This window comes from Prolinoborus fasciculus (assembly GCF_056724605.1).
Genome location: NZ_JBWZQN010000062.1, coordinates 1 through 21,027 on the forward strand (window position 1 = coordinate 1; position 21,027 = coordinate 21,027).

Annotated in this window: 19 protein-coding genes; 18 read left to right on the plus strand and 1 reads right to left on the minus strand. The window is 43.5% G+C overall.

Annotation, left to right across the window (positions count from 1 at the left end; all coding sequences use genetic code 11):
- Window positions 1-176: 176 nt before the first annotated feature.
- From AC1P5O_RS13405 to AC1P5O_RS13485, 17 genes are all read left to right on the plus strand, one after another.
- Complete coding sequence (locus AC1P5O_RS13405; protein ID WP_499006151.1) at window positions 177-758, plus strand: PilN domain-containing protein; 582 nt, start codon at window positions 177-179, stop codon at window positions 756-758.
- Window positions 755-1,477, plus strand: a complete 723-nt coding sequence (locus AC1P5O_RS13410) for a type IV pilus inner membrane component PilO (protein WP_155861574.1) — start codon at window positions 755-757, stop codon at window positions 1,475-1,477. Before AC1P5O_RS13405 ends, AC1P5O_RS13410 begins: the two co-directional genes overlap by 4 nt.
- The gene (locus tag AC1P5O_RS13415; protein ID WP_155861573.1) at window positions 1,477-2,004 is read left to right on the plus strand and encodes a pilus assembly protein PilP; all 528 of its coding nucleotides are present in this window, start codon (window positions 1,477-1,479) and stop codon (window positions 2,002-2,004) included. The genes AC1P5O_RS13410 and AC1P5O_RS13415 overlap by 1 nt, the downstream gene beginning before the upstream one ends.
- Before the next feature lie 62 nt (window positions 2,005-2,066).
- Entirely contained in the window at window positions 2,067-3,434 is a 1,368-nt protein-coding gene (locus tag AC1P5O_RS13420; RefSeq protein ID WP_499006152.1) for a type IV pilus secretin PilQ, read from the plus strand.
- Between the two features lie 51 nt (window positions 3,435-3,485).
- On the plus strand, window positions 3,486-4,100 hold the full coding sequence (locus AC1P5O_RS13425) for a secretin GspD/PilQ domain-containing protein (RefSeq protein WP_410487243.1): 615 nt from the start codon (window positions 3,486-3,488) through the stop codon (window positions 4,098-4,100).
- Window positions 4,101-4,136: 36 nt separating this feature from the next.
- Window positions 4,137-4,673, plus strand: coding sequence for a shikimate kinase AroK (gene aroK / locus AC1P5O_RS13430; RefSeq protein ID WP_004644955.1), 537 nt, complete (start codon window positions 4,137-4,139; stop codon window positions 4,671-4,673).
- Window positions 4,674-4,701: 28 nt separating this feature from the next.
- Window positions 4,702-5,781, plus strand: a complete 1,080-nt coding sequence (gene aroB / locus AC1P5O_RS13435; protein ID WP_164543269.1) for a 3-dehydroquinate synthase — start codon at window positions 4,702-4,704, stop codon at window positions 5,779-5,781.
- A gap of 10 nt (window positions 5,782-5,791) precedes the next feature.
- Window positions 5,792-6,670 (plus strand): hypothetical protein, encoded by an 879-nt coding sequence (locus AC1P5O_RS13440; protein ID WP_164543268.1) that lies wholly within the window; start codon window positions 5,792-5,794, stop codon window positions 6,668-6,670.
- A gap of 449 nt (window positions 6,671-7,119) precedes the next feature.
- Window positions 7,120-11,595: a glutamate synthase large subunit gene (gene gltB / locus AC1P5O_RS13445; RefSeq protein ID WP_171064277.1), complete on the plus strand. Its 4,476-nt coding sequence runs from the start codon at window positions 7,120-7,122 to the stop codon at window positions 11,593-11,595.
- 72 nt (window positions 11,596-11,667) lie between these two features.
- On the plus strand, window positions 11,668-13,089 hold the full coding sequence (locus AC1P5O_RS13450; RefSeq protein ID WP_164543267.1) for a glutamate synthase subunit beta: 1,422 nt from the start codon (window positions 11,668-11,670) through the stop codon (window positions 13,087-13,089).
- A gap of 182 nt (window positions 13,090-13,271) precedes the next feature.
- Window positions 13,272-13,862, plus strand: a complete 591-nt coding sequence (locus AC1P5O_RS13455; RefSeq protein WP_004732432.1) for a LemA family protein — start codon at window positions 13,272-13,274, stop codon at window positions 13,860-13,862.
- Between the two features lie 29 nt (window positions 13,863-13,891).
- Window positions 13,892-14,938: a TPM domain-containing protein gene (locus AC1P5O_RS13460; protein ID WP_499006153.1), complete on the plus strand. Its 1,047-nt coding sequence runs from the start codon at window positions 13,892-13,894 to the stop codon at window positions 14,936-14,938.
- Window positions 14,932-15,492: a TPM domain-containing protein gene (locus tag AC1P5O_RS13465; RefSeq protein ID WP_164543265.1), complete on the plus strand. Its 561-nt coding sequence runs from the start codon at window positions 14,932-14,934 to the stop codon at window positions 15,490-15,492. The genes AC1P5O_RS13460 and AC1P5O_RS13465 overlap by 7 nt, the downstream gene beginning before the upstream one ends.
- 354 nt (window positions 15,493-15,846) lie before the next feature.
- Entirely contained in the window at window positions 15,847-16,779 is a 933-nt protein-coding gene (locus AC1P5O_RS13470) for an IS5 family transposase (protein ID WP_336754717.1), read from the plus strand.
- Window positions 16,780-16,923: 144 nt separating this feature from the next.
- Window positions 16,924-17,472 carry a TfpX/TfpZ family type IV pilin accessory protein gene (gene tfpZ, locus AC1P5O_RS13475; RefSeq protein ID WP_499006155.1) on the plus strand — a complete coding sequence of 183 codons (549 nt, stop codon included), beginning with the start codon at window positions 16,924-16,926 and terminating at the stop codon, window positions 17,470-17,472.
- Window positions 17,473-17,478: 6 nt separating this feature from the next.
- Window positions 17,479-17,658, plus strand: coding sequence for a hypothetical protein (locus AC1P5O_RS13480; protein WP_499006157.1), 180 nt, complete (start codon window positions 17,479-17,481; stop codon window positions 17,656-17,658).
- Window positions 17,659-17,746: 88 nt separating this feature from the next.
- Complete coding sequence (locus tag AC1P5O_RS13485) at window positions 17,747-19,384, plus strand: PglL family O-oligosaccharyltransferase (RefSeq protein WP_164543121.1); 1,638 nt, start codon at window positions 17,747-17,749, stop codon at window positions 19,382-19,384.
- A gap of 50 nt (window positions 19,385-19,434) precedes the next feature.
- Here AC1P5O_RS13485 and bfr read toward each other — a convergent pair whose 3' ends face one another.
- Window positions 19,435-19,899: a heteropolymeric bacterioferritin subunit Bfr gene (bfr, locus tag AC1P5O_RS13490; RefSeq protein WP_164543120.1), complete on the minus strand. Its 465-nt coding sequence runs from the start codon at window positions 19,897-19,899 to the stop codon at window positions 19,435-19,437.
- A gap of 231 nt (window positions 19,900-20,130) precedes the next feature.
- Between bfr and AC1P5O_RS13495 the strand changes: the two genes are divergently transcribed.
- Window positions 20,131-21,027: RNA-guided endonuclease InsQ/TnpB family protein (locus tag AC1P5O_RS13495; protein ID WP_499006159.1), on the plus strand; the 897-nt coding region annotated here is incomplete at its 3' end.

The following is a 21,027-nucleotide window of genomic DNA, read 5'->3' on the forward strand; positions in this document are numbered from 1 at the left end:
CATCGTTCGGTAAATAACTTCATGGTGAATATCATGGCTGCTGTAGTGGCTTATTGTTTGAACCCCAATAAGCCAACTTTCCAAAATATGCTAAAAGGTTAAGTGGATTTCATCGAACTCAGGTTAACTTACTTCCTTGGCGTGATGAGCTAAGAATTAAAAGAAATAATGAATTCGTGGCAATCTGCGTGGGGGCGCTGTTCTTAGGATTAGCAGCAGCAGGTTCTACCTGGTTTTATTATGATCACAAGCTTCAGGATCAGGAACAGGCCAATCAGCTGATTCAAAGTACCAACCAGAATCTGGATGTGCAGTTAAAGGCGCTTGAAGGTTTACAAGAACAGCGTAATGCAATTGTTGAACGGATGAAACTGATTCAGGGCCTACAAACCCAACGTCCGATTGCAGTGCATCTGATTGATGAAATTGTGCGGGTGACCCCAAGCAATATGTATATCACCAAATTCCAGCGTATCGGTGATAAGTTTACCATTGAAGGTCGAGCTGAGAGTTCAAATACGGTAGCAGAACTGCTCCGTAATCTGGAAGCTTCATCTTGGTATCGGAATGCCTTTATGAATGCCTTCCTGGTGGCTGAAGAAGCAAAAGAAAAGGCACCGAGCTCGATTATTCCACGTGTGGAAGAATCTTATGGCAGTTTTACTGTAACTGTAACTGTGGATCTGGATCAGATCGCTCAGCCAGTACTTAACGAAGAACAACAAGCAGTCGCTACAACTACGGGGGCATCATCATGAGTAATGAAGAATTCGATGAGTTCTGCCAAGATGTCGTCGCTGTACCCAAAAATAAAATGACTGTTGAAAAGTTTTTTCAGCAATTCAATACATTAGATCCAAATAACTATGGTAGCTGGCCTTTGTCGGTCAAAATTACCTGCTGGATTTTTATTGCGGCACTGGCATTTGCGGTGATTTACTTTGTCATGATCAGAAGCACGATTGAGTCAATTTCACAAGCCAGTGCTCAAGAACAAAACCTGCTGAATGAATTTCGCGAAAAAGAATCCAAATTACGCAATTTACAACAATATCAAATCCAGCTTCAGGAAATGGAAGCCCGTTTTAACCAGCAGTTAGAACAGTTGCCGAAAGAAACTGAAATTCCGGGTCTGGTTGAAGATATTAACCTGAGCGGTGTGAATTCAGGCCTGAAGTTTAAAAATATCCGTCTAGAGCCTGAAATTAAACAAGAGTTCTTTATTGAACAGCCAATTGCGATTGAAGCTACTGGGGATTATCACGCTTTTGGTTCCTTTGTGAGCAGTATTGCCGGCTTGTCACGTATTGTTACGCTGCATGATTTCACCATTACCGGTGCTGAAAACAAAGAGAAAAAATCTGAAATTCCGGTCATTGATTATGTGGTGAAAGCCAAAACTTATCGTTATGTCGGTAATGCGGAAGGTGCTGCAGCGCAGCCTGCAGCTAACAGCACTACTCAGGGGGCGCAGTAATGAAGAACATTAAAATTACTTCGGCTTTAACGCTTGGGTTTTTATTATTGGGATGTGATTCACGCATTGATGCAGTCAATCAGGAAATGGCCAATATTCGTAATCAGCCGCCTTTACCGATTGAACCTGCGCCTGATTTTATGCCAGTTGAAACCTTCAACTATGCAGCACATCAGATCAAAAGTCCTTTTTTACCAAGTTCTTTGGCTGCTGAACTGAAAATTATGGCGGGGAAACGGGTTTATCCAAACCTATCACGTCAACTGCAACCGCTAGAAAGTTATCCGCTGGAAACTTTGACCATGAAAGGCAGCATGCGTAATCAGGCCGGGCAGATTCTGGCTTTAATCCAGACGCCTGATGGTGAAGTTGAGCGGATCCAGCATGGTAGCTATATGGGGCTTAATCATGGTCGTGTGGTTGGAATTACACCGACACAGATCGATTTGATTGAGATTATTCCAGATGGCCGTGAGGGATATGTGGAACGTCCGCGAAGTCTGGTTCTTATCGGGCCGGCGCCATAAGTTTTAAAGGAATAACAATGAATAAGAGTATTAAAGAATTTATTTTTGGGGATGTTAATACAATGAATCGTGTGTTTCGTCAGTTTTCAATGGGTGCTGTTGCGATTGCGGTGATGCAAGTGGCCAGTGCGCAGGTTTCAATGACCAATGTAGTACCCATGCAGCTTCCTGGACAAGGAACTGAGATTCGGGTGATGTTCAATGGTTTGCCACCACAACCACAAGCCTACCAATTAGAATCGCCGTCACGTCTGATTCTGGACTTTGACAAGGCACAACAGAATTTAAAACAAAGCAGTATTCCGGTGGCAACACGTGAAGCCAGTTTGGTAGATGTCACTTCGGATGCTCAGCGGGCACGTTTGACGGTAAATTTGACCGAGGCTGGCGCTTTTACGACTCGCGTGGAAGGCAATACCTTTATTCTTAAAATTAACTCGGCAACTCCTGTTGCCATGGCTCAACCTGTGCAGCAACAGTCAGCTCAGGGTATTAGTAACATTGGTTTCCAGCGCGGTGCCCAAGGTGAAGGCCAAGTCGTCATCGATCTGGCAGGAAATAATACACCAGTCGATGTACAGCAGCAGGGTACCAAAGTTATTGTACGCACTTTAGGTTTCAAGATTCCGGCTCATTTGACCCGCCGTCTTAATGTGACTGATTTCGCGACTCCGGTATCGAGTGTGGATGCTGTGAATCAAAATGGTTCAGGCGTGATTACGATTCAGTCTGCGGAAAGTTATGAATATATGGCTTATCAGACTGATAACAAGCTGACCATCAGTTTGAAACGACCAGAAGCCAAGAGTCCATTGCGTCCTAAAACCGTTGCCTATACCGGTAAGAAGATTTCTTTAGATTTCCAGGATATCGAAGTGCGCCGTGTATTACAGCTCTTAGCCGATTTCACCGATATCAATATGGTGGCTGCGGACAGTGTGCAAGGTAATATTACTTTGCGCTTAAAAGAAGTACCGTGGGATCAGGCGCTGGATATTGTGCTGAAAACCAAAAATCTGGATAAACGCCGTAATGGCAATGTAATGTGGATTGCACCGATAGCAGAATTGATTAAAGCAGAAGAGGAAGAGGCTAAAGCATTAAAGCAAAGTATTAAGCTAGCTCCGCTTCAGACTGAATATCTGCAGCTTAGTTATGCTAAGGCTACAGATATCGAAAAACTGATTACTCAAAATAAAGGAGCATCAGGTAGTTCTAGTGATGGGGATAAAGAGAGTTTGCTGAGTTCAAGAGGATCTATTTCTATAGATGCTCGGACTAATACCTTAATTGTTAATGATACTCAGCAATTTATTGATAAAATTAAGAATATGGTAAATTTACTTGATGTTCAAGTGAAGCAGGTCATGGTTGAGGCCCGTATTGTTACAGCTGAAACCAACTTTTCACGTGATTTGGGAATTAATTGAGGTATACAGCGTATTAATCCAACTCTAAGTGGCGGATCTAATGGCTCTAATGTGTGGGGAGGAGACTATTCTCCAAGTCTAGATCTAAATGTGGATTTAGGGACTGCAAGTGCAGGAACATTTAGTTTTGGATTGCTAAAAATTTCTGACTATATGTTGGATTTACAGTTAACTGCACTACAAACAGATGGATTGGGTGAGATTTTATCTGCTCCTAAAATTATGACAGGTGATAAACAAAAAGCTCATATTTTACGCGGAACAGAAATTCCCTATCAAACATATAGTGCAGAAGGAGGAACAACAACTTCTTTTAAAGAAGCAAACTTGAGACTTGAAGTAACGCCAAGTATTACGCCAGATGGTAAAGTACAGATGGAACTCAAGATTGAAAAAGATAGTATCGGTACAATTACGCCTGAAGGTCCTTCCATTAATACCAATGAATTACAAACGAATGTATTGGTAAGTGATGGTGAAACAGTGGTATTGGGAGGGATATTTGATGATCTTAGAGTAAAGAATTCCAGTAAAGTACCATTTTTAGGGGATTTGCCTGTTTTAGGTAATCTTTTTAAAAATAGTTCAAGCACCTCAAGTCAAGCAGAGCTCCTGATTTTCGTTACACCTCGAATTGTTAATGACAGTGTTTCAAGAAATCATTAATATATTTTGAATTTAACAAAACGAATAGGTGACTCCTTGCCAAGCAAAGAGTTTGAAACCCTACCAAATATTTATTTGGTAGGGCCGATGGGGGCCGGTAAAACAACAGTAGGACGACATCTCGCAGAATTGTTAGGACGTGAATTTCTAGACAGTGATCATGAAATTGAACGTAAAACAGGTGCGACCATTCCCTGGATTTTTGAAAAAGAAGGGGAACAGGGTTTTCGTGACCGTGAAACTGCTGTGATTAATGACCTTACCTCACGTCCCCATCTGGTTTTAGCCACCGGTGGTGGTGCAATTACTCAGGTTTTAAACCGAGACTATCTGAAACAGCGCGGAATCGTTGTCTATCTCTATACGCCGGTTGAAATTCAACTGCAACGTACCTATCGCGATAAAAACCGTCCACTCCTTCAAGTCGAAAATCCGGAACAAAAGTTACGTGATTTACTGGCAGTTCGTGATCCCTTGTATCGTGAAGTGGCGCATCATATTATTGAGACCAATCAGGGTGCTGCACGAGATCTGGCGCAGCGGATTCTCAATCTCATTACTTCCAAAAACTAAGCTCATTGAATAAAGTGGTTAATCAAGCATGCAAACCTTATATGTAGAACTCGGAGAACGTCGTTACCCTATTTTTATCGGGAGCGATCTGGATCCACAGGCCTTATTGGCACCCTATATTCATGGCAAGCAAGTGATGATTGTAAGTAATACTACGGTTGCACCACTTTATTTGCAGCGTTATCAAACTGCAATTGAAGCTTTGGATAAGCGTGTTGCAACCTGTATTTTGCCTGATGGTGAAAAATACAAAGATAGCCAGCATCTGAATCTTATCTTTGATGCACTGCTTGAAGCCGGGTTTAACCGGGACTGTACTGTGCTTGCGCTGGGTGGGGGTGTGATTGGAGATATGGCTGGGTTTGCTTCGGCCTGTTTCCAGCGCGGTGTGTACTTTATTCAGGTGCCGACGACCTTGCTGTCGCAGGTAGATTCAAGTGTGGGTGGAAAAACCGGGATCAATCATCCACTCGGTAAAAACATGATTGGTGCTTTCCAGCAACCGCAAGTGGTATTGGCAGATATGTCGCAGCTTGCTACTTTACCGGACCGCGAGCTGTCAGCAGGTTTGGCTGAAGTGATTAAATATGCCCTACTCGGGGATGAAAATTTTTTAGTCTGGCTTGAAGAGAATATGGATGCTCTGGTTGCTCGTGATGAGAAATTATTGGCTGAAGCCGTTTACCGCTCATGTGCACATAAAGCACGGATCGTAGCCAATGATGAGAAAGAGCAGGGTGAACGTGCACTGCTGAATCTGGGTCATACCTTTGGTCATGCGATTGAATCCTACATGGGGTATGGTGTCTGGCTACATGGCGAGGCTGTTGCCACCGGTATGGTAATGGCTGCGGATCTGTCCCAGCGAATGGGCTGGATTTCTCAAGAGGATTTAGAACGTACAAAAAAAATCATTTCTCGTGCCAAACTTCCTGTGGTTTGTCCTAAAATCCCTCTGGATGATTTTCTGGCCTATATGGCCCATGATAAAAAAGTCTTAAATGGACAATTGCGTCTGGTGTTATTAAAGCAGTTAGGCGAAGCAGTGATTACCCGGGACTTTGATCTCGAGTTAATGAAACAGGCAATTTTAGCCAATCAGGCATAGGTTTAGTTTTATGGCAGCATTACATACTCCTTGGCAAAAGATTCAGCATTATTTCTGGCTGGTCTGTGGCGTATGCTGCCTATTTGCTGCCTTGGTCTTTTGGGCGGTGACTGATTCAGATGACGTCGTCGAAATTGAAAAAAAGCCTGAAACTGAAGTTCAGTTGCAGATTCAGCCGGAAAAAGTAGCCACAATGACCCATCTTGGTGCGCTTTTTCAGGAAGTGAAACCACTGGATCTAAATACGCGTACCCTCGTGAATGCCAGTCATGAGCCAGAATTTCGCGGTACCAAATTTGTCAATGAAGCGAAAAACCAGCACGCCATTGAATTATTTCGTGTGACCAATGAAGCCATTTTAAAAAGTTTTCTTAAAAAACAGTCCGATCGTAAACCTTTTATTTATTTAAGAATCTCAGGTGAAAATCAGCCAGAACAATATGTGTTGTTGTATGGTCAATATAAGACGGCGGCACAAGCCAATCAGGCACTCTCTACACTGAAGTTAAATTTACCGGCCTCAGTCAAGCCTGAAGTTGTAGCAATGCAGCAATATGCCAGTCTGGTCAATAATCTGGGTTCAGAGGAATTGGCCAGTAATCAAAAGCTTTACGAAATTCGTTTGAAAAACGTACCTTTGCCGAAAGTAGATGAATCGGTGCGACTTAGACAGCAGCAAACTCAAACTGAGTCCAAGCCGCGTAGCTCTGATGCTGCGACTACAAGTACCACAATTGTGCGCCGTGATTCATCGGGAAATGTAGTTGATGTACAGAAATCTGAAAGTGCTGTAGAAGGTACACCTCAACCGCAAAATAACAATAATCGACCTGCTCAGGGCAGTAATCCGCGTCCTCAAAATAACGAGATTAATGATCCATTTAATTAGTTCGGTCTAAAATAGCGCATCCAAAAAATTACAGAATTAAAAATGAGCGCTTTTGGTGCAAAAAATGCACATTAAAAATAACCCTTAGAGTGCTGTTCTGCGCTAAATCTTTGTCATTTGTATTGTTTTAATTTATGCGCTGTTTGTTGGCATGGAATTTGCTTTATTGGTGCATGAATTGAATTAATCTCCCTGTTTTAGCGCGAAAAATGATTCGATGACACCTTATGAATGTCATATTTATTCCAGATTTTTATGTTATTCATGAGCAGAATAAACTTTATTTGTTATGCATTTAGTCTAAAAAAGGACTAGTCTGAAGAAATAAAGAAAAATGCTTTTGCTCTACCAAGACGGTCTTCGAAAGTCCATTAGACGCCAGCGCAGAGAAAAATTTAGATTGTTTAATAGCCTGTTGAGGCTTCGTGAAAGAAGGGTACGCTATGCACATGCCATCGCCTAACAATGTAGCTCCCGCTCAAGGTTTATACCAACCGGATGAGTTTAAAGATAACTGTGGTTTCGGTTTGATCGCCCATATGCAGGGTGATGCAAGCCATGATCTCGTCAAGACCGCGATTCATAGTTTGAGTTGCATGACCCACCGTGGTGGTATTGCCGCAGATGGCAAGACTGGAGATGGTTGTGGTTTGCTCTTGGCAATGCCAAAAAAATTCTTCCGTGAAGAAGCAAAACGCTTAAGTGATACCACCTTAAGTGAAGTCTTTGCTGTAGGTTCAGTATTCCTAAATCTTGATCCTGCGCTTGCTGCTCATGCCAAACAGGTTTTAAACAAAGAGATTGAAGCTGAAGGTTTAATCGTTCTGGCTTGGCGTGTAATTCCGACCAATGTTGATGCACTGGGTGAAATTGCATTGCAATCGATGCCGGCATTTGAACAGATTATTGTTAACTGTCCAATGGGTGTGACTGAGGTTGAATTTAACCGTAAGTTATTCCTGGCACGCCGTCGTGCAGAGCAACTGTTAAGCAATGATGCTTCTTTCTATGTTACTACTTTATGTTCAACGGTCATCAGCTATAAAGGCTTGATGATGCCGGAAGCGATTGCAGATTTTTATACAGATCTGGCTGATCCACGTTTGGAATCGCATATTGTGGTCTTCCATCAGCGCTTCTCGACCAATACCTTACCACGCTGGCCTTTGGCACAGCCGTTCCGTTACCTCGCGCACAATGGTGAAATCAATACCATTACTGCGAACCGTAACTGGGCCATGGCACGTGTACCAAAATTTGAAAATCCGTTATTGCCGGGTTTAACTGAACTGAATCCAATTGTGAACCGTACCGGTTCGGATTCTTCAAGCCTGGACAACATGCTGGAGATTCTGGTGGGTGGCGGCATGGATCTGTTCCGTGCACTCCGTATGCTGGTTCCACCTGCTTGGCAGAACGTGGAAACACTTGATGCTGATCTTCGAGCTTTCTATGAATTCAACTCAAAACATATGGAAGCCTGGGATGGTCCTGCAGGTTTGGTGATTCAGGATGGGCGTCATGCGATCTGTATGCTGGATCGTAATGGTCTGCGTCCTGCGCGTTGGGTCATCACCAAAAATGGTTATATCACGCTGGCTTCTGAAATTGGCGTGTGGGGTTATCAACCTGAAGATGTGATTTCTAAAGGTCGTGTCGGCCCCGGCCAAATGCTGGTCATTGATACGCAAACCGGCAAGGTACTGGATACGCAAGATGTCAATAATCATCTGAAACGTATGCGTCCATACCGTGAATGGTTACGTGAAAATTCTGTACGTTTGCAAGGCAGTCCAGAGCTGGAAGAATATTTATGTGATCAAGGCTTAAAAGGCGATGGCCTGAAAGCGGCACAAAAAATGTTCATGGTGACCTTTGAAGAGCGTGACCAGTTGTTGCGTCCGATTGCTGAAAGCGGTCAGGAAGCTGTCGGCTCGATGGGCGATGATACGCCAATGGCGGTATTGTCTCGTCAGGTGCGCCATGTGTCGGATTATTTCCGCCAGCAGTTTGCACAGGTGACCAATCCGCCGATCGATCCGTTACGTGAATCGATTGTGATGTCACTGGAAACCTGTTTAGGTCGTGAACAAAACGTCTTTGAACAAGGGCCTGAGCATGCAGACCGCTTGATCATTTCCAGTCCTGTACTTTCTAATTCGAAAATGCATCAGATCCGTACGCTGGGTCGTGCCGGTTATGAAATTGCAGATATCGACCTGAACTATGCTGAAACCGAAGGTCTGCAAGCGGCAATTGCGCGTATTTGTGAAGAGTCTGCGCAAGCCATTCGTGATGGTAAAACCTTACTGGTGCTTTCAGATAAGAAAATCCGTGAAGGTTACTTGCCTGCCAATGCCTTCATGATCACTGGTGCGGTGCATCATCACCTGATTAATACAGGTCTGCGTACCGATGCCAACCTGATCATTGAAACCGGTTTTGCCCGTGATCCACACCAATTTGCGGTACTCCTTGGCTTTGGTGCAACAGCCATCTACCCATATCTGGCTTATGACGTGATCAATGATCTGGTCGCCAAAGGCGAGTTATTGGGTGACCCAATCTATGCACAAAACAATTTCCGTAAGGGGATTGAGAAAGGTCTGCTGAAAGTTCTTTCGAAAATGGGTATTTCTACGGTTGCCTCTTACCGTGGTGGTCAGTTGTTTGAAGCAGTGGGTTTATCCAAGGAAGTGGTGGACAAATGCTTCATCGGTGTACCAAGCCGTATTCAGGGTGCCACTTTTGTCGATCTTGAAAATGATCAGAAACAGTTGGCGGATATTGCCTGGAAAAACCGTAAGCCAATTGATCAGGGTGGTTTGCTGAAGTTTGTCTTTGGCAAGGAATATCATGCCTTTAACCCGGATGTAATAAACTCGCTGCATAAAGCCGTACGTTCTGGGAACTACGCAGACTTTAAAGAATATGCAGAACTGGTGAACAAGCGTCCAATTGCGACGATTCGTGACCTGTTCAAACTGAAAACAGATAATTCGATTCCAGTCGAACAAGTGGAATCGGTTGAAGAAATCCTGCCTCGCTTTGACTCTGCCGGCATGTCTTTGGGTGCACTGTCGCCTGAAGCACATGAAGCGATTGCGATTGCCATGAACACGATTGGTGGTCGCTCGAACTCAGGTGAGGGCGGTGAAGATCCAGCGCGTTACGGCACCATCCGTAACTCGAAAATCAAACAAATTGCATCGGGCCGTTTTGGTGTGACCCCTGCTTACTTAACGTCTGCAGAAGTCCTTCAAATTAAAGTCGCGCAAGGTGCAAAACCAGGTGAAGGTGGTCAGTTGCCGGGTGGTAAGGTAAACGGTCTTATTGCCCGTTTACGTTACTCTGTACCAGGTGTAACGTTGATTTCGCCACCTCCGCATCATGACATCTATTCAATTGAAGATTTATCACAGTTGATCTTTGATTTAAAACAGGTTAACCCACAGGCGATGGTGTCAGTTAAGCTGGTTTCTGAACCGGGTGTCGGTACGATTGCGGCAGGTGTAGCGAAAGCATATGCCGATTTCATTACCATTTCTGGTTATGATGGTGGTACAGCGGCTTCTCCACTTTCTTCAATTCATCATGCAGGTTCGCCATGGGAACTGGGTCTTTCTGAGGCGCATCAAGCCCTTCGTGTTAATGACCTGCGTGGTAAAGTTCGCGTACAGACAGATGGCGGTTTAAAAACCGGTCTGGATGTCGTAAAAGCAGCAATTCTCGGTGCTGAAAGCTTCGGTTTTGGTTCGACTCCGATGATCGCATTAGGTTGTAAATACCTGCGTATCTGTCACCTAAATAACTGTGCAACCGGTGTCGCGACTCAACAAGATCATTTGCGTCAAGAGCATTATATTGGCGAGCCACAAATGCTGATTAACTTCTTCACCTTTATTGCTGAAGAAACCCGTGAATGGCTGGCAGCACTGGGTGTATCGAGTCTGAAAGACCTGATCGGTCGTACGGATCTGCTTGAAGTGCTTCCAGGTGAAACTGCAAAGCATGCACATCTTGATTTAAGTAAATTGCTAGAGTCGCATCCTGCTGCAGAAGGTAAAGCACAGTACTGCGAAGTACAGGGCAATGCACCATTCGATAAAGGGATTCTGGCAGAGAAAATGGTGGATGAGATTCTACCTGCGATTGAAGCAGGAACTGGCGGTGAATATAGCTTCACGATCGGTAACTGTGACCGTTCGATTGGCGCACGCTTGTCTGGTGAAATTGCGAAACGTTATGGCAACTTGAGCATGGAGGCCCATCCGGTGAAAGTTCACCTGAATGGTACCGCAGGCCAGTCACTGGGTGTCTGGAATGCCGGTGGTCTGCACATCAGCCTTGAAGGTGATGCCAATGACTATGTTGGTAAAGGTATGGCCGGTGGTCGTATCTCGATTTTCCCGCCAAAAGGTTCGCCATTCCAGACGCAAAATACCGCGATTATTGGGAATACATGTTTGTACGGGGCGACTGGCGGTAAGTTATATGCAGCGGGTACAGCGGGCGAGCGTTTCGCGGTGCGTAACTCGGGTGCATTTGCCGTGATTGAAGGTGCAGGTGATCACTGCTGTGAATATATGACCGGCGGTATTGTTACGGTGCTGGGTAAAGTTGGGCATAACTTCGGTGCGGGTATGACTGGTGGTTTTGCTTATGTACTTGATCTGGATAATGACTTCGTTGATCATTATAACCACGAGCTGATTGAGCTGAACCGTATTTCCACCGAAGCGATGGAAGAGCATAAAGCCTTCCTGGGTCGTATTCTGGATGAACATATTAAAGAAACGGGTAGTGCTTGGGCGTACAAGATCCGCCATGAGTTTGACTTTTACAGCCGCAAGTTCTGGTTGGTAAAACCAAAAGCAGCTAACTTGCAAACGCTGTTAAAAACAACTCAAGCTGATCCACAATAATTCCACTACTGCAGAAACATAGGCAGATGTAAGGCAACTGTGAACTCCTTACATCTACCCACGGAGAGAGACATGGCAGAACGCCTGAATAATGACTTTCAATTCCTGGATGTCGCACGCCAAGATCCAGAGAAAAAAGAGATTGATGTCCGCAAAGCAGAATTTGTGGAAATTTATAAGCCTTATACAGCGGAAATTGCAGCCAATCAGACGCATCGCTGCCTAGGCTGTGGTAACCCGTACTGTGAGTGGAAATGTCCGGTACATAACTACATTCCAAACTGGTTGAAACTGGTGTCTGAAGGACGTCTGTTTCAGGCGGCTGAACTGTGTCATCAGACCAATACCTTGCCAGAAGTCTGTGGCCGTGTCTGTCCACAAGACCGCCTGTGTGAAGGGGCGTGTACCCTGAACGACGGTTTCGGTGCAGTGACGATCGGGAATGCAGAAAAATATATCAACGATACCGCCTTTGCATTGGGCTGGCGTCCAGATATGTCCAATGTGCAATGGACCAATAAGAAAGTCGCGATTATCGGGGCAGGTCCTGCAGGACTTGGCTGTGCAGATATTCTAGTGCGTAACGGGGTAAAACCTGTAGTCTTTGACAAGCGTCCGGAAATCGGTGGTTTGCTGACTTTTGGTATTCCAGAATTCAAAATGGAAAAAGACGTAATGAAACGCCGCCGTGAAATTTTCACGGGTATGGGGGTGGAATTCCGTCTGAATACTGAAATTGGCACAGATGTGACTATTGATCAATTGCTCGCGGACTACGATGCTGTGTTTATGGGCATGGGAACCTATACCTATATGAAAGGTGGTTTTGCCGGTGAAGAACTGGATGGTGTGTATGATGCACTAGATTTCCTGATCGCCAATGTCAATCGTTGTCAGGGCTGGGAAAAAGACCCAGCTGAATACATCAGCGTTGAGGGTAAGAAAGTCATCGTTTTAGGCGGTGGTGATACTGCGATGGACTGTAACCGTACTTCGATCCGTCAAGGTGCTGAATCCGTGGTCTGTGCTTACCGTCGTGATGAAGAAAACATGCCGGGTTCACGCCGTGAAGTACAAAATGCACGTGAAGAAGGGGTGAATTTCCAGTTTAACCGTCAGCCGATCGAAATTGTCGGTGAAAATGGTAAAGTGACCGGTGTGAAATTTATTACTACTCAGCCGGGTGAGCCGGACAGCCGCGGTCGCCGTAGTCCAGAGCCGATTCCGGGCTCAGAAGAAACTCTTCCAGCGGATGCAGTCCTGCTTGCTTTCGGTTTCCGTACCAGCCCAGCTGACTGGTTCACCGATGTAGAAATCAATCTGGATGGTTCAGGTCGTGTGCTTGCTGCTGAACAGCAGCAATACAAATTCCAGACCTCAAATCCGAAAATCTTCGCTGGTGGTGACATGGTTCGTGGTTCTGATCTGGTGGTAACTGCAATCTGGGAAGGCCGTCAGGCAGCTGAAGGGATTCTGGATTATCTAGATGTTTAACAGTTGAAAATTCACTGAAATCATTCAAACAACCCGCTACGGCGGGTTTTTATTTTTGGATATTGTCTAACTTAAAGAGAGGCCATTAAAAAAGATTATAAAAAGTAACAAAACTTTAGAAAATACTGTTTAAAATCAAATTAATTATATAAATTTTAATAAAGAATTGAGGACAAGATATCATGCGTGTATTCAAACAATCTCTTATCGCCTTGATGCTGGCCAGTACCTTGACCCTGAGTGGTTGTGGTTATAATACCTTACAAGTCAAAGATGAAGCAGTCACTGCCGCCTGGTCGGAAGTACAAAACCAGTATCAGCGCCGTGCCGATCTGGTACCTAATCTGGTCAATGTAGTCAAAGGCTATGCCTCGCATGAAGAGCAGGTTTTAACGGAAGTAACACAAGCACGTGCCAATGTTGCCGGTTTAAAAGTAGATCGTGAAGTGCTGGAAGATCCTGAATTATTCCAGCGTTATCAGGAAGCACAGGCCCAGATGACCAGCGCCTTGTCTCGTCTGTTGGCTGTGAGTGAAAATTATCCAGATTTGAAAGCGAATCAACAGTTCCGTGATCTACAGGTACAGTTAGAAGGCACTGAAAACCGGATTGCTGTGGCACGTAACCGGTATATTACGACAGTACAGGACTTCAACTCTTATGCGCGTCAGTTCCCGCAAGTCATGACAGCCAAAGTGATTGGCATGGATACCAAACAGAACTTTAGTGCCGAGCAAAGTGCCCAGAAAGCGCCAACGGTTTCCTTTGAATAAGTAAGATTTGTAGATAAGCGAGAGATCAGATGTCCGAGATGCTGCTGAAATACTGTGCTGGTTTGCTTCTCATGCTGGGCATGGGAATAACCACGCTTGTTTCAGCAGAAACAGCCACAGCTACAGATACTGAAGAGGTCATCGTAGCGCGTGAAATTTTGCAGCCTAAAACGAATCAAAATACTCAAACTCAAACTCAAAATACAGAAACTGCAGCAGCATCACAGCCACAAATTGCCAATGACATGGCGGAAGGGCAGTTTCGGCGCGACTTGCCAAGCCTGAATGAACCGGTCATTGATCAGGCAAATTTACTTAGTCCCACTGAAAAACAGCAACTCAGTCAGCGTATTTTGAAACTTTATAATGAAGGCAAAGGGCAAATAGGTGTAGTCATTGTTCCGACTACGGGGCAGGAAGATATTTTTGATTACTCCATGCGCGTTGCTGAAGCCTGGCAGCTGGGTTCAGCTAAACGCGATAATGGTTTATTGATGACTATTGCCATCAATGATCGCCGTATTCAGATCCTGACCGGTTATGGTCTGGAAGGTGTACTGCCCGATATCGTGGCAGGCCGGATTATCAATGACAAGATCACACCGTACTTTAAACAGGGCCAATATGCGCAAGGGATTGCTGCAGGTCTGACTGAAATTGAACGGATTTTAAATCTGGAGCCTGAACTTGCCGCACAGGCGGCCGATGAGCTTAAAGAACGTCAGGAACAGGCTTATCAGGCACAAAAAGCCAGTAAGGCGACGTTCAGTAGTGTGCTGTTTATTATTGTGGCTGGTGTGATTGCCTCATTGATTTTTGGCAGAAAACTCAGTGCTGCAACTGCCGCAGTTGCAGGCACAGCTGCCGGTCTGGTCAATGGCATGGGTTTAATCGCCAGCTTAATGATTGGTGCAGGGGTATTCTTTTTACTGGTCACCTCACTTGCGCAACTGATTTTACACGCCTTTATGGCAGGTGGTGGCCGCGGCGGTAGTGGTCGTGGTGGTTTTGGGGGCGGCGGCTTCGGCGGTGGCGGTGGTGGATTTGGTGGGGGAGGAGCATCAGGCTCATGGTAACAACGACAGACACGACAGAAATTGTCACGCAGCCAAAGCTGGAAGAACATGCACAGCCGAGCTTTAAGCGTTGGCTCAAGCATTTCTTTTATATGCCGGCAACCAAGCGTTTTTTCTCCAAGCAGGATCAGCATGCGATTGCAGTGGCGGTGGAAGAAGCTGAGCATGGGCATGTGGGGGAGATTCAGGTGGTGATTGAAGGCTGTCTACCTTCACGATCTGCCTATTATCAGGATACGCTTTGTCGAGCTCGCCAGTTGTTTGCTGAAATTGGCGTTTGGGATACCGAATATAATAGTGGTGTACTGCTCTATTTGAACCTCTGCGAGCACAAGGTTGAAATTGTGATTGATCGTGGAATTAAAAATGCAACGACCCAGCAAGTCTGGGATGAAATCTGCCAAAATATTATTCAGCATTTAGTCCAGCAGCAGTTTAAAGAAGGGGTGATCGAAGGAGTGAAACTGATTGGAAAAGTTTTAGACCAGTACTATGATCGTAAAATAGATGATTTAGAAAATGAATTAGGGAATAAACCAATCATTCTGGGGTGATTTTAGTTAACTAATTGACAAAAATTGTCAGTTAGTTACACAAAAGAAAACATAATACTTACAAAAATAAAAATATTTTTTTAAACTACTGTTTTTTCTGCCAAAATTATTATAATAAAACTTGGCACACTTAGTGCTAAATATAAAATAAGCTAAATGAGCTTTTTCTTTTAAGCTTATAAATAAACAAAAACATTTGTGGAGAATGTTATGAATACAGTACAAAAGGGTTTTACCCTTATTGATACTCCATAAGTGTCCATATAAAATGAACAATCCATAAGTAAGTCAATATGGACAGGCTTTGTTGCACAAACCTATCTGTAAAGGGTTTTTCAGCGATATAATTTTCAAATGAAGAAGCCTACACACAAAATCTACCGCACAACCAATTGGCCCGCATATAACCGAGCACTCATGAGTCGCGGAAATATTGCCATTTGGTTTGATCCTGCTACGCAATGGTATGCGCCATCAAAAGGCAAACAAGGGCGAAATCAAACCTACTCCGACGCAGCCATCCAATGCTGCTTAATGATTAAATCCTTATTCCGTCTGTCTTTACGTATGGTTACTGGCTTTGTGCAAAGTCTGATTAAACTCTCTGGCTTAAATGGGACGGCCCCAGATTATTCGACCATATGTAGAAGACAAAAGCATATTGATATTGTAATCAGCTACCAAAAAAGTAGAGATGGGCTGCATCTACTTATGGACTCTACAGGCATGAAGTTTCTAGGTGAGGTCGAATGGAAGCGCAAGAAACATGGACCTGAATATCGTCGCCAATGGCGTAAACTACATATTGGTATAGATGCCAAAACCCTGCAAATACGAGCAGTTCAGCTTACAACCAATAATGTCAATGATTCACAGGTGCTTGGTGATTTACTTAATCAGATTCCACAAGATGAGCGGATTGACTCTGTTTATACCGATGGAGCTTATGACACCAAGCAATGCCGTCAGGTCATTGCAGATCGGCAAGCGCATGCGGTGATTCCGTCAAGAAAAAATGCAAAGCCTTGGAAAGACAAGCAAGCGAGATCTATAGAGAGGAATGAATTATTGAAAACGGTCAAACGCCTAGGAAGAGTCATTTGGAAAAAGTGGTCTGGGTATCATCGCCGAAGCTTGGTAGAAACCAAGATGCATTGCATTAAATTATTGGGCGATAAACTGAGTGCAAGGAGCTTTCAAAGCCAAGTCAATGAGATTCATGCACGTGTGGCAGTCCTCAATAAATTCACTGAATTAGGCCGACCTCATACCCAAGTTGTCTCTTAAATTTGAGTAGCTTAGGGGAACTCTAGTTTTTAAATCTTTGTGCAACAAAGCCTAAAAAATAAATTAAAAAGAGTGCGTTAGCACTCTTTTTAATTTATTTTTTTAGGATCTTATAAATATAATTAGGATTGTATAAATATAAAAATGTCTAAACGCCTTAAATTTTTTCTTTGTCATTTTAGTATTTCAATATTAATAGTGTTTGCTGTAATGGGGTTGGTTTTTTTTGTTTGGTATCCATTACCACTAGCTAAAGCTGTTGGTGTAACTCATATTTTCCTGATGATGCTCACCATTGATGTTATCATTGGTCCATTGTTGAGCTTATTGGTTTATAAAGAAGGAAAAAAATCACTAAAATTCGATTTAATGGTGATTATTATTATTCAACTATCTGCTCTCTGTTATGGTATCTATAGTATTGAACAGGGTCGTCCTGCATGGTTGGTTTATAATGTTGATCGCATTGAACTGGTTCGAAAAAATGAAATCATTCAGGGGGATTTCAAAAATATTCAACCACAATTTCAACAATCCTCTTGGTTAAAACCTCAATATGTAGCAACTGATTTTTCTAAAGATACTCAGCAACGCAGTGAAGAAATGTTTGCAGAAGTTTTTAATGGGATTTCCATTGCACAACGTCCAGAACGCTATATAGAGCTGACTCAAGCCAAAACCCAAATTCAATAACGTGTATTGCCACTTAAAGAATTGGAACAGTACAACTCAAAAACAGAAATTGAAAAAACTTTAGCAAAATATTCCGATGCAGATGCTTGGTTGTCTTTAAAAGCCAATGCTGTCGATATGGTCGTCTTAATTAATAAAGATACTGCAGAAATCATTAAAACTGTCGACCTTCGTCCTTGGGATTAGTCTTTACGAGAAAATCTAAAAAAGCAGATTAAGCTTTAATCTGCTTTTTTGTTTATCATGTGCCAAACTTCTACTGCCTGATATTTCCATGAAATTCACGCTTGCCCTTATCGCAGCAATCCTGATCTCTCTTGCATGGCTCATGCCCGTGCATTATCGTCCTTGGGTGACTTATACGGGGGAGCTATATGCCTTCTTTGCATTATTTGCGCTCGCTGTAATCTGCTTAAAAGAAAAAGTAAGAATTCCAGCACTTAATCTGCCGCTATTGCTCCTCGCTGGTGTGCCGTTGATCCATTTTCTGGCAGGGCAGGTGTTTTTCTTTAGCATCGCCATGATGGGCTTTATTTTCGTGTTTAGCTTTTGGCTGGCAAGTGTGTTGGGTTATCACCTTTCAACAGGAAACTATAACCGGGAAGAAACCTTTACTAATCTGAGTTATGTATTTTTGGCTTCAGGGACAATTACGGGTTTAATTGCGCTGTGTCAGTGGGCTAATCTGGATTCTGTACTGCCAGGCATGGTGAATATCAGTGGTACACAGCGGCCTTATGCCAACTTTGCCCAGCCTAATAATATGGCGACTTTCTTGGTCATGGCTTTGATGAGCTGCCTTTACTTATATGAAAAGAAAAAAATCCAGACCAAATGGTTATTTGCCTGCGCTACAGTGATTGTCATGGGAGTGGCTTTAAGTCAGTCACGTACCGCGTGGGTCGCTGCGATTGCGATCATACTGTATCTGGCGTTCTATCAATATAAAGGCATCATTCGCCTGAAATGGTATTACAGCATCACTTGGTTGATCTTCTTTATTTCCTCTATTGTGACTTTTCCATTACTCAGTCAGTTGGCTGCACAGGCAATGGATACGGACGTCATACAAAGCAGGGATGTGGTAGTGCGTGCCACCGGAGATATGTCACGCCTCGCGATCTGGCAGCAGATGCTGGCTGCCATTCAGGCACAGCCATGGTTTGGCTATGGCTGGTATCAGACCAGTGTGGCTTTTGTCTCGATCAGCGATACAGTACAAGGTCCGGTCTGGATTCGTAGCGCACATAATTTTATTCTGGATTTTTTACTCTGGAATGGACTGCTCATCGGTCTGCCTTTCTTGGCCTACTTTGGTTATTTGGGTTATCAGCTGCAACGCTGGGTCAATACCCCAGAGTCTGTCATTGGGATCTTGATGATTGGGGCATTTGTGACGCATGCCATGTTTGAGTTTCCACAGCACTATGCCTATTTTCTGTTGCCAGTGGGTTTTATTCTGGGGACGGTCTTGGCACAAAATCTAAAAATTAAAACGATTACCTTGTCTTCGATATGGATGAAACTGACTTTTAGCCTTGGATTAATCTTATTGCTCGTGATTTACCGGGATTATGATGTTGCTGTACCAAAACTCGGACAAAGTATTCGTTATGAAAAGCAGCCGGAAAAAATCACCAATGAAAAACCGATTTATCTGCTGACCGAGTTTAATCATCGCATTGCCTGGATTCGTCTGAATCCTTATAGCAAAGTGGCTGCTGAACAGATTCAGGAAGGTGAACAAATGGTCTTCAGTTATGCGACTAAATATAACCTGATCAAATATGCCAAACTCTTAGCATTTAATGGTTACAAGACTGAGGCTAAGCACCAGCTGCAACGCCTAAAGGCTATCCAGAAAACTGAAATGAGTTATGAGGAATTAACGCGGGATATGCCACGCCAATAAGTACAAAAAAAGCCAGCAGATGCTGGCTTTTTTTTATTGTGAATCGAATCTTAGAGCTGACTTTGAATATAGTTTTCGATAGCCACACTTTCAATCAGGTCGATTTGCGTGGTTGTCCAGTCCAGATAGTTTTCTTCTTTTTCCAGAATTTCCTGTAGCAGATCGCGGGTCACATAATCCATTTCCGTTTCAGCCAGTGCCACAGCTTTCTGAATGGTTTCGATATTTTCTTTGACTTTGCGCACATCACAATGCAGCACTTCTTGAGTGTGCTGGCCGATATACAGTTTGCCCAGATGTTGCAGATTTGGCAGACCTTCTAAAAATAAAATCCGTTCAATGATCTTGTCGGCATGCTTCATCTGAACAATGGATTCTTTATATTCTGCCGAGCCCAGTTTCTCAATGCCCCAGTCATTAAACATGCGCGAATGCAGGAAATACTGGTTAATCGCAGTTAGGTGGTGATACAACACCTGATTGAGCTGATTAATCACATCACGATTGCCTTTCATCGCATAACTCCATTTGGACCTGTTTTATCTTTCTAAGAAAGCGCTCTAATCCTGATAGTAAAACAAGTCAGGGGCAAATGGCGAGTAATTTATCAAATCAAAAGTAAAATCTCGTTTTCAAGGCAGGGATATAAATGAGTGACCTAAGCCATACGACATGAAATGTCGTTTCAAGTTAACATTTTTAACTTTGGATATTCTATTGGTTATTTTCATTGATAAAATAATCGCATGAAAACACTTAAATTACGCATTAAAGATAAACATTCTAAGATATTAGAGCAATTAGCATCTGAAGTGAATTTCGTCTGGAATTATGTCAATGATTTAAGCTTTAAACACCTTAAAAGAAAAGGTGAATTTCTCAGTGCTTACGATATTGCTGAATATACGAAAGGTACATCTAGGCTTTGTGGGTTACATAGTCAAACCATTCAGGCTGTTACCGAAGAATTAGTCATACGCAGAAAGCGATTCAAGAAGACCAAACTAAAATGGCGGGTCAGTCATAAGAAATCAGCCAGAAGATCACTAGGTTGGATACCCTTCAAGAAAGTAGCAATCAAGTATGCTGATGGCCATATCCAGTATGGCAAGCATCAGTTTAAAATATGGGATAGCTATGGACTGTCAAATTACATTATCAAGACTGGTTCGTTTGTCGAGGATGCGCGTGGCCGTTGGTATGTCTGCTTAGTTGTGAATAGCCCTAAAATTGAGAAATCGACTGCGACTAATTTGATTGGGATTGATCTGGGCTTAAAGGATATAGCCACTTGTTCGGATGGTACGATAATTTCAAATCCCAAGTTCTACCGTCAATATGAACAGAAATTAGGGATTGCTCAACGAGCTAAAAATAGAAAACGTGTCCGTGCATTACACGCCAAGATTGCAGACTGTCGTAAAGACCATTTGCACAAAGCAAGTACGATGCTTATAAAGAAAAATGCACTAATTGTTGTAGGCGATCTGAGTGCGAAAAAACTGGTGAAAACCAAGATGGCGAAGTCGGTCCTGGATACAGGATTTTCAGCACTCAAAACAATGCTCAAGTATAAATGCGAGAACGCAAGCGTATTGTTTGAAGAAGTCAATGAGTCCTATACCACCCAGATCTGCTCGTGC

Coding starts and splice junctions, on each gene's coding strand:
- AC1P5O_RS13410 (WP_155861574.1), top strand. CDS start 755: ATGAGTAATGAAGAATTCGATGAGTTCTGCCAAGATGTCGTCGCTGTA.
- AC1P5O_RS13415 (WP_155861573.1), top strand. CDS start 1,477: ATGAAGAACATTAAAATTACTTCGGCTTTAACGCTTGGGTTTTTATTA.
- AC1P5O_RS13420 (WP_499006152.1), top strand. CDS start 2,067: ATGAATCGTGTGTTTCGTCAGTTTTCAATGGGTGCTGTTGCGATTGCG.
- aroB (WP_164543269.1), top strand. CDS start 4,702: ATGCAAACCTTATATGTAGAACTCGGAGAACGTCGTTACCCTATTTTT.
- AC1P5O_RS13440 (WP_164543268.1), top strand. CDS start 5,792: ATGGCAGCATTACATACTCCTTGGCAAAAGATTCAGCATTATTTCTGG.
- gltB (WP_171064277.1), top strand. CDS start 7,120: ATGCCATCGCCTAACAATGTAGCTCCCGCTCAAGGTTTATACCAACCG.
- AC1P5O_RS13450 (WP_164543267.1), top strand. CDS start 11,668: ATGGCAGAACGCCTGAATAATGACTTTCAATTCCTGGATGTCGCACGC.
- AC1P5O_RS13455 (WP_004732432.1), top strand. CDS start 13,272: ATGCGTGTATTCAAACAATCTCTTATCGCCTTGATGCTGGCCAGTACC.
- AC1P5O_RS13460 (WP_499006153.1), top strand. CDS start 13,892: ATGTCCGAGATGCTGCTGAAATACTGTGCTGGTTTGCTTCTCATGCTG.
- AC1P5O_RS13465 (WP_164543265.1), top strand. CDS start 14,932: ATGGTAACAACGACAGACACGACAGAAATTGTCACGCAGCCAAAGCTG.
- AC1P5O_RS13470 (WP_336754717.1), top strand. CDS start 15,847: ATGAAGAAGCCTACACACAAAATCTACCGCACAACCAATTGGCCCGCA.
- tfpZ (WP_499006155.1), top strand. CDS start 16,924: ATGTCTAAACGCCTTAAATTTTTTCTTTGTCATTTTAGTATTTCAATA.
- AC1P5O_RS13485 (WP_164543121.1), top strand. CDS start 17,747: ATGAAATTCACGCTTGCCCTTATCGCAGCAATCCTGATCTCTCTTGCA.
- bfr (WP_164543120.1), bottom strand. CDS start 19,899: ATGAAAGGCAATCGTGATGTGATTAATCAGCTCAATCAGGTGTTGTAT.